Source organism: Bradyrhizobium sp. P2_E8, assembly GCF_056403875.1.
The window spans coordinates 1-7,497 of sequence record NZ_JBFUES010000303.1 but is presented as its reverse complement, the minus strand read 5'-3'; the positions used below and the strand labels follow the sequence as shown (position 1 = coordinate 7,497).

Genomic DNA, 7,497 nt, shown 5'->3' with positions numbered 1-7,497 from the left:
TCGCACTGACCGGGAAAGTGACGTCCTTCATCGGCCCGCTGTTGATCGGCATCATCACCGCGGCGACGGCGAGCCAGAAGGCCGGCATGGCCGTACTGGTCGTGTTCTTCGTCGCGGGACTGGGGCTGTTGATGCGGGTGGGGGAGCGATAAATCTCCACTGTCGTCCCTGCGAACGCCGGGACCCATAACCCCAGGGAGGAGTGCGAGCCGGCAACTCCGAGTCTTCGCCAAACGACGTCCTGTGGTTATGGGTCCCGGATCTGCGCTTCGCTTGTCCGGGACGACAGCGGGGGCTTAGTGCCTGAAATGCCGCGTGCCCGTAAACACCATGGCGATGCCGTGCTCGTCGGCGGCCTTGATCACCTCGTCGTCGCGCATCGAGCCGCCGGGCTGCACCACGGCGGTGGCGCCGGCTTCGATGCAGGCGAGCATGCCGTCGGCGAACGGGAAGAACGCATCCGATGCCACCACCGAGCCCTTGGTGAGCGGCTCGGCGAGCTTCAGCTCAGTCGCCGCATCCTGCGCCTTGCGCGCCGCGATGCGGGCTGAATCGACCCGGCTCATCTGGCCCGCGCCGATGCCGACGGTGGCGAGATCCTTGGCGTAGATGATGGTGTTGGACTTGACGTGCTTGGCGACGCGGAACGCAAATTTGAGGTCGCGCATCTCGGCTTCATCAGGCGCACGCTTGGTCACGACCTTGAACGTCATGTCGTCGACCACGGCATTGTCGCGGCTCTGCACCAGGAGGCCGCCGGCCACCGTCTTGGCGGTGAGGCCGGGCGCACGCGGATCGGGCAGGCTGCCCGCGAGCAGCAAACGCAAATTCTTGCGCGCGCCGATGATGGCGATCGCCTCCTCGCTGGCATCGGGGGCGATGATCACCTCGGTGAAGATCTTCGTGATCTCGCGCGCGGTGTCGGCGTCGAGCGCGCGGTTCATCGCGATGATGCCGCCGAACGCCGAGGTGGAGTCGCAGGCAAGCGCCTTGCGATAGGCGCCGACGAGGTCGGAGCCCTCAGCGACGCCGCAGGGGTTGGCGTGCTTGACGATGACGCAGGCCGCGGTGCGCTTGGCGTCGAACTCGCCGATGCATTCATAGGCCGCATCGGTGTCGTTGATGTTGTTGTAGGAGAGCTCCTTGCCCTGGAGCTGCCGCGCGGTCGAGACGCCCGGGCGCTTGTCGGGCGTCGCATAGAACGCCGCGGTCTGGTGCGGGTTCTCGCCATAGCGCAGCGACTGGATCAGCTTGCCGCCGAAGGCGCGGAAATCGGGTGCGTCGATCTCGAGCTGCCGGTTGAACCAATTCGAGATCGCAGCATCATAGGCCGCGGTGCGCGCATAGGCCTTTGCCGCAAGCCGCCGGCGCAGTTTCAGCGTGGTCGCACCGTTGTTGGCGGCGAGCTCGTCGAGCACCGCCTTGTAGTCCTCAGCCTCGACCACCACGGCGACGTCGTCATGGTTCTTGGCGGCGGCGCGGATCATCGCGGGGCCGCCGATGTCGATATTCTCGATGCAATCCTCGAAGCCCGCGCCTTTCTCGACGGTCGCCTCGAACGGATACAGATTGACGAGGAGGAGATCGATCGGCGCGATGCCGTGCGCCTTCATCGCGTCCGCATGTTCCTTGTTGTCGCGGATCGCGAGCAGGCCGCCATGCACCTTCGGATGCAGCGTCTTGACGCGGCCGTCCATCATTTCAGGAAAGCCGGTCAGCTCGGAGACGTCCTTCACCTTGAGGCCGGCCGCTGCGATCGCCTTTGCGGTGCCGCCGGTCGAAACCAGTTCGACGTCATGGGCGGCAAGCGCCTTGGCGAATTCGATCAGGCCGGTCTTGTCGGAAACGGAAAGCAGGGCGCGGGTGACGCGGCGGGGATGGTCAGTCATGAGCAAGATCCTCTGTCTTAAGGAGTGTCTATGCCCAGGCGCGCGGCGTCTCAGTCCCGCGCTTCCCGATGGTGCTCCATCCAAGGTCGCCAGTCGCGCGAGCGAGCGCTCGATAGCAGCTTTCGGCCGTTTTCACAACGATGAGATGGGGCCGAATCGTGCGCTTCTACAGCGGAAGTTCCGGCTCGCGCCGGGCGTTGCGGCGGGCATTGGTGACCGCGGGCGAAGCGGTGGAGCGGACAAAACTCCAGCGGATCGAGGGCGCCTGGCGGGCATCCTGCCGGATCACGATCTGCGCGGTGCGGCGGGGGCCGTCATTGCCGGCCAGGAACACGCTGTCCTCGAGATCGACCTTGTCGTCGAGCGCCTCGAAGGTCCAGACGTCGCGGTTCGGCAGCACCAGCATGACGCCGCGGGCATCCGACAGCCGGCTCGCCTTCACCGCCGGATGCAGATGGAAGCGGACCGCGAAATCGGCATCGGCGCCCTTGAAACGTCCGCCTTGCGGCGGCGACAGCGTGTCCTCGCCGTCGATGCGCGCCCCGTCATTGGCGATCATCAGGACGCGGCGATGGATCGCGCCGAATTTGGCGAGATAGCCGTCATGCGACGTCGTGAGCAGCGTGCCGTTCTGTACGATTTCGCGATAGCTCTCGACCTCCACGGGGCCGCTGGTGACAGGCGCACCATGCAACAGCCGCTTCATCGCCGACATCTCCACGAACTGGCATGAGGAGGTGTCGTGATAGGTCAGCGTCGAATGCGCCGCCGTGCCGCGCGCGAACGGCCGCCAATTGTCACGCCCCGTGGTCGGCATGCCGCAATTGGTTACGATGCGGCTGATGCCGGAGGACAACTCGAACGATAGGCAGCCGGCATGGGCGTCGTGGCTGACGCCCGCCGGCGGCGGCGGGCCGGTGTCGATGATCAGCGTAGTCTGGCCGGCATCGAGGCGCTGGAAGCCGGTATGCGGCATGTTCGACATCGGCGCGCCGTGGGTGTCGTCATAGGCAAGCAGCGTCGCGAGCAGGTCCGAGGGCGTCGCGCTCATGCCGTTGAACAGCGCGAAATTACCGTCGCCATGCCGGAAGAAGCGCAGCATCGGCATCATGCGGTCGATCGCGTTGAGCAGCGCCGGCGGCGGCGCGATGTTGCGCGCGGCGAAGGTCTGCCGCAGCGGCAAGAGGTCGATCAGGAGTTCGATCAGCGCGCCCGGATTGCGGGAGATGTGTCCGCCGTCGGGCAGAATCTGCCGCTGCAACTCGTCCGAAAGTTTTTTCGAGGCGCTGCGGATGTGCCGCGCCTGGTTGGCGAGGCAGAGCGTCGTGTAGCAAAGCGCGATCAGCACCTGGAGCTTCGGCACCCCGTCCGGGATGTTGACCATGGTGTAGCGCAGGAAGCGGATCTCGCGGGCCAGCGCGCGCAGATAGCGGCGGTAGAATTTGTTGTCGGTGTCGTTGAGCACCAGGGGCGCCTGCGACAACAGCGAGATCACGCGCCGCGCCAGCACGTCGGCGCGCCGCGCGACGGGGCGGCGCTTGTTGGCGGGGTTGGCGATCCAGTCCTCGACCAGCGCGCGCGCATTGGCGCGCGTCAGGGCGGTGTCGGCGGCGCGCAGATGGCGCAGCCAGCCGAAGCCGAGCAGCGCAACCTCCCAATCCTCCGACGGCGGCTCGAGATCGAAGATCGAACGGCCTTGGCAATTGACGATCTTGCCGGCGAAGACGAAACGGCCGGCATAGATCTCGGCGGCGCGGGTGGCGTCCGCCGTGCGCAGATCGTGCGGCGCGATGATCAGGCGGTCGGTGCGGCCGGGCCAGACCCGCGACAGCGCAACGGAACCGCCGCTCGCGCGCGCGAGCATGTTCCGCGCGAAGCGGTTCATCACCAGCGTCGAGATACGTCTGCGTTGAGCGACCGACACGCCTTGCCTTGAAGGGGGAGAGGAGGATTCCGACGAATCCTTATTAATCCCAAAATCGGCCGTCTGACACCACCTTGAACGGCGGGAATCAACGTCGAGTTTGTAAAAACCAGTGCAAAATCAGGATTTAACGAGCCGGGCGGCGAAGAATCCGTCGAGCCCGCCGAGCTTGGGATCGGCGTTCGGCAGATGGCTGGGCAGGGTGCGCAGGTCACCCTCGGCGGTGATGATCTCGGACAGCCCCGAGACCTCCGATGCCTCGATCGGGAGGCGGCGAAGCGCAGGCTCGGCGGCCAGCAGCGCGGCGATGGCGTGCTCGCCCTCCTCGGGTTCCAGCGAACAGGTGCAGTAGACCAGCGTCCCACCCGGCTTGAGCAACGCGACCGATTTTCGCAGCAGCCGCTGCTGGAGCGCGGTCAGGGCGGCGATGTCGGACTCCTGTCGCAGCCAGGCCACGTCGGGATGACGGCGGATCGTGCCGGTCGAGGTGCAGGGCGCGTCGATCAGGATACCGTCAAAACTTTCGGCGGGGCCCGCCCATTCCGCGGCGTCAGCGACGACGGTCTCGGCCTGGAGCGACAGCCGCGCCAGATTCTCGCGCAGCCGTGCCACCCGGGCAGGCGAGCGGTCGACCGCCGTGACATGCGCGCCCGCGTGCGCCAGTTGCGCGGTCTTGCCGCCGGGGGCGGCGCAGAGATCGGCAATGGACTTACCCTTGATGTCGCCGAACAGCCGGGCCGGCAACGCGGCGGCGGCATCCTGCACCCACCATTGTCCTTCGGCGAAGCCGGGCAGCATGGTCACCGAGCCATGCAGCAGCATCCGCACCGTCCCCGTCGGCAGCGTCTCGCCATGCAGGCGGCTCGCCCATTGTTCGGTGTCCGACTTCACGGTCAGATCGAGCGACGGCTCGTGGCCGAGTGCCAGTGCCATGTTCCTAGCGGTCGCCTCGCTATAATGTGCGCTCCAGCGCGCCAGCAGCCATGGCGGCAGGTCGAGCGATTGCGTGGCAACTTCCTCGACCAGCGCCTGGCCCTCGCGCGCACAGCGGCGCAGCACGGCGTTGACGAGGCCGGCATAGCGCGCAGCGCGCCGGTCGGATTGCACGAGGCGGACGGAGAGATCGACGGCGGCATGATCGGGCACGTCCATCCAGAGGATCTGGGCGGCGCCGATCAGCAGCGCGCTCTGCGCGCGCGGGGCGTCGGAGGGAATGCCCTTGTCGAGCAGGCGGGACAGCACATGGCCGAGCGTGCCGAGCCGGCGCAGCACGGTCGCGACCAGGCGGCGCATCAGCGCGCGGTCGCGGTCGGCCAGCGTCTTCAGTCCGGGATGGGCGCCGCCGCCGTCGAGCTGATCGTCAAGCGTACGGTGCTTGTGCAGGACGCCGTCGACGATGTCGGCGGCAATCCGCCGCGCCGCAAGACCAGGTACTTCGGATGGTGGGGCGAAACGTTGAGATGGCATGCGGAAGTAAGGTTCTGAGCAAGCGGCAGTTCCGCCGATATGGGCGCATGCCTTGAGAAAGCGATATCTGGCACGCGAATATGCCAAATGTAAGAATGGCCTCTCGCGTTTACAGCCCGCCATGACCATTTCAGCAATGCGTTATTGGGCGTCGCACGCCCCGTGATCCTGCGCTAGGAACCTCCACGATGAGTGACCAGCCCTCCGTTTCCGATCGCAAGCAGCTCACGCCGGCCGCCCAGCGTGCGCTGGCCGAGGCGGAAGCGCGCCGGCAGGCTGCTGTTGCCCACGCCGAGGCGACGCCGAAGGAATTGCAGGGACCGAAGGGCCCTGAGCCCACCCGCTACGGCGATTGGGAGCGCAAGGGTATCGCCTCGGACTTTTGAGGCTGTCTTTTGAGGCTGTCTTTTTAGGTTGTCTTGCCGGATCGCCCGACTCAGCCCTAGCGTGCACGGATGCCGCGTTTCGATCCCAGCCATCCCTACCGGCCCTCATACAGTGGCTCGCCGTTCGGCCGTCACTTTTCGGGGCTGTTGCCGTGGATGTTCGTGGTCGGGATCGTGGTGGCCGTCGTGCTTACGTTCCGGCACGGGACGAACTGGCCCTTCCCGCATGCGACCGACGGTCAATCGCGAGATGGCGAGATCATTTTGCAGCAGGCCAATCCGGACATCCGTCAGCCGGTCGACGTCATTCGCACGATCGATGGTGATACCTTTCTCGCTCGCGTGCACCAGCGTGACGGACGCGTTCTCGTCGCGCGCGTTCGCCTGCGCGGCATCGACGCGCCCGAGATGAAGGCGTCCTGCCGGGAGGAACTGGACAAGGCCGAAGCCGCCACTGACGCGTTGCGCGATCTGCTCGGCCAGGGCGGCGTCACGATCACCAATCTCGGCCCTGACAAGTACGGGCGTGTTCTCGCCGACGTCGCGACCAAACGCACTGCCAACGTCTCGGCCGTGTTGCTCGCGGGTGGCTATGCGCGCAGTTACAATGGCGGCCATCGCGACGGCTGGTGCGGGCGCAGCTGGCGCTTCTGGTAACAAAAAAGCCGCGTTGAATGACGCGGCTTTCGCTGTCTCCTGATCCTTCGATCAGCGCGTCACAACCACCGTCGTGCCGACGGAGACGCGGCTGTAGAGATCGGTGATGTCGTCGTTGAGCATGCGGATGCAGCCATAGGAGACGAAGCCGCCGACCGAGCCCGGCACGTTGGTGCCGTGGATCGCATATTCGCCGCCGGCGAGGGTCATCGCCGCAACGCCCATCGGGTTGCGCGGCGAGCCGCCGGGAATGACGTCGGGAAGCTGCGGCTTGTCGCGCTTCACCTCGGCGGGCGGCGACCAGGCCGGATTGCGATATTTGCCGTCGATACGGGTCGTGCCGGCCCACTGCTTGCCGGACTTGCCGACGCCGACCGGATAGCGCACGGCGTGGCCGTTATCGAGAATGAGATAGAGCCGCCGCTCGTTGGTCTTGACCACGATGGTGCCCGGCGAATAGTCGGCCAGGTGCGCCCCCACCATTTCCGGCCGCGCCTCTGCCGCCGTTGACATCAAGATCCCCGCCCCGATGGTGGCAGCGAGCGCCACAGCAATCCTTATCGACATCAACTTTCCCCCTGCCCYGAACGGATCGTCCAAAACTACGCAGAACCGGCAATTGCCCGCATGCCCGGATAKTCTTAACCGCGCCTGTTAACCGGATGGTTTCCACGCGCGGCCGCCAAGGGCCAGCAAGCACGGGGAACAAAGAAAATGTTCGAAATAAAGTAAATGACCTGAAAACAACACTTGGCGGGAAAGACACGGCCAAGCCGGCACGCGCCCTGACAAGAGCGTGAAGGTGTGAACGGCTGTTGTTTCGGGAGGGCGACAAAGTGCGGAGCGAGGTTTGGTCGCGTGTCCCGGACAAGGCGCGGCACGAAGTGACGCGGCGCAGAGCCGGGACCCAGCAAGCGGCATGGGCCCCGGCTCTGCGTCGCATCGCTACTGGACGATGCTCCGCATCGCCAGGGAAGCGCTGCGCCGCGTCCGGGGCACTCAAGCGAACTTTACGCCGACTTGTTACGCCGACTTCTTGTTCTGCCGGTTCTTGACGAGATCATCGACCACGGCGGGATCGGCCAGGGTCGAAGTGTCGCCCAGGCTGCCCGGCTCGTCCTCGGCGATCTTGCGCAGGATGCGGCGCATGATCTTGCCGGAGCGGGTCTTGGGC

General features: G+C 66.0%; 7 protein-coding genes and 1 riboswitch. Of the genes, 3 read left to right on the top strand and 4 right to left on the bottom strand.

What is annotated here, in order from left to right; all coding sequences use genetic code 11:
- On the top strand, positions 1-152 hold a 152-nt coding region (locus AC1D00_RS18270), incomplete at its 5' end, for an MFS transporter (RefSeq protein WP_477011612.1).
- 144 nt (positions 153-296) lie between these two features.
- On the opposite strand, the gene purH is transcribed toward AC1D00_RS18270, so the two are convergent.
- The 3 genes from purH to AC1D00_RS18255 all read right to left on the bottom strand — a co-directional run bounded on the left by purH (position 297) and on the right by AC1D00_RS18255 (position 5,280).
- Complete coding sequence (purH, locus tag AC1D00_RS18265; protein ID WP_477011611.1) at positions 297-1,889, bottom strand: bifunctional phosphoribosylaminoimidazolecarboxamide formyltransferase/IMP cyclohydrolase; 1,593 nt, start codon at positions 1,887-1,889, stop codon at positions 297-299.
- A 25-nt stretch (positions 1,890-1,914) separates the two neighbouring features.
- A riboswitch (ZMP/ZTP riboswitch) is annotated at positions 1,915-1,996 on the bottom strand.
- 59 nt (positions 1,997-2,055) lie between these two features.
- Positions 2,056-3,774 carry a heparinase II/III family protein gene (locus tag AC1D00_RS18260; protein ID WP_027543839.1) on the bottom strand — a complete coding sequence of 573 codons (1,719 nt, stop codon included), beginning with the start codon at positions 3,772-3,774 and terminating at the stop codon, positions 2,056-2,058.
- Positions 3,775-3,933: 159 nt separating this feature from the next.
- Positions 3,934-5,280, bottom strand: coding sequence for an RsmB/NOP family class I SAM-dependent RNA methyltransferase (locus AC1D00_RS18255; protein WP_135178596.1), 1,347 nt, complete (start codon positions 5,278-5,280; stop codon positions 3,934-3,936).
- Between the two features lie 188 nt (positions 5,281-5,468).
- On the opposite strand from AC1D00_RS18255, the gene AC1D00_RS18250 reads away from it, so the two are divergent.
- Positions 5,469-5,666, top strand: coding sequence for a DUF1674 domain-containing protein (locus AC1D00_RS18250; protein ID WP_477011610.1), 198 nt, complete (start codon positions 5,469-5,471; stop codon positions 5,664-5,666).
- A gap of 69 nt (positions 5,667-5,735) precedes the next feature.
- Positions 5,736-6,323 carry a thermonuclease family protein gene (locus AC1D00_RS18245; protein WP_477011609.1) on the top strand — a complete coding sequence of 196 codons (588 nt, stop codon included), beginning with the start codon at positions 5,736-5,738 and terminating at the stop codon, positions 6,321-6,323.
- A 51-nt stretch (positions 6,324-6,374) separates the two neighbouring features.
- On the opposite strand, the gene AC1D00_RS18240 is transcribed toward AC1D00_RS18245, so the two are convergent.
- Positions 6,375-6,890, bottom strand: a complete 516-nt coding sequence (locus AC1D00_RS18240; protein ID WP_135178593.1) for a L,D-transpeptidase — start codon at positions 6,888-6,890, stop codon at positions 6,375-6,377.
- Between the last annotated feature and the right edge of the window lie 607 nt (positions 6,891-7,497).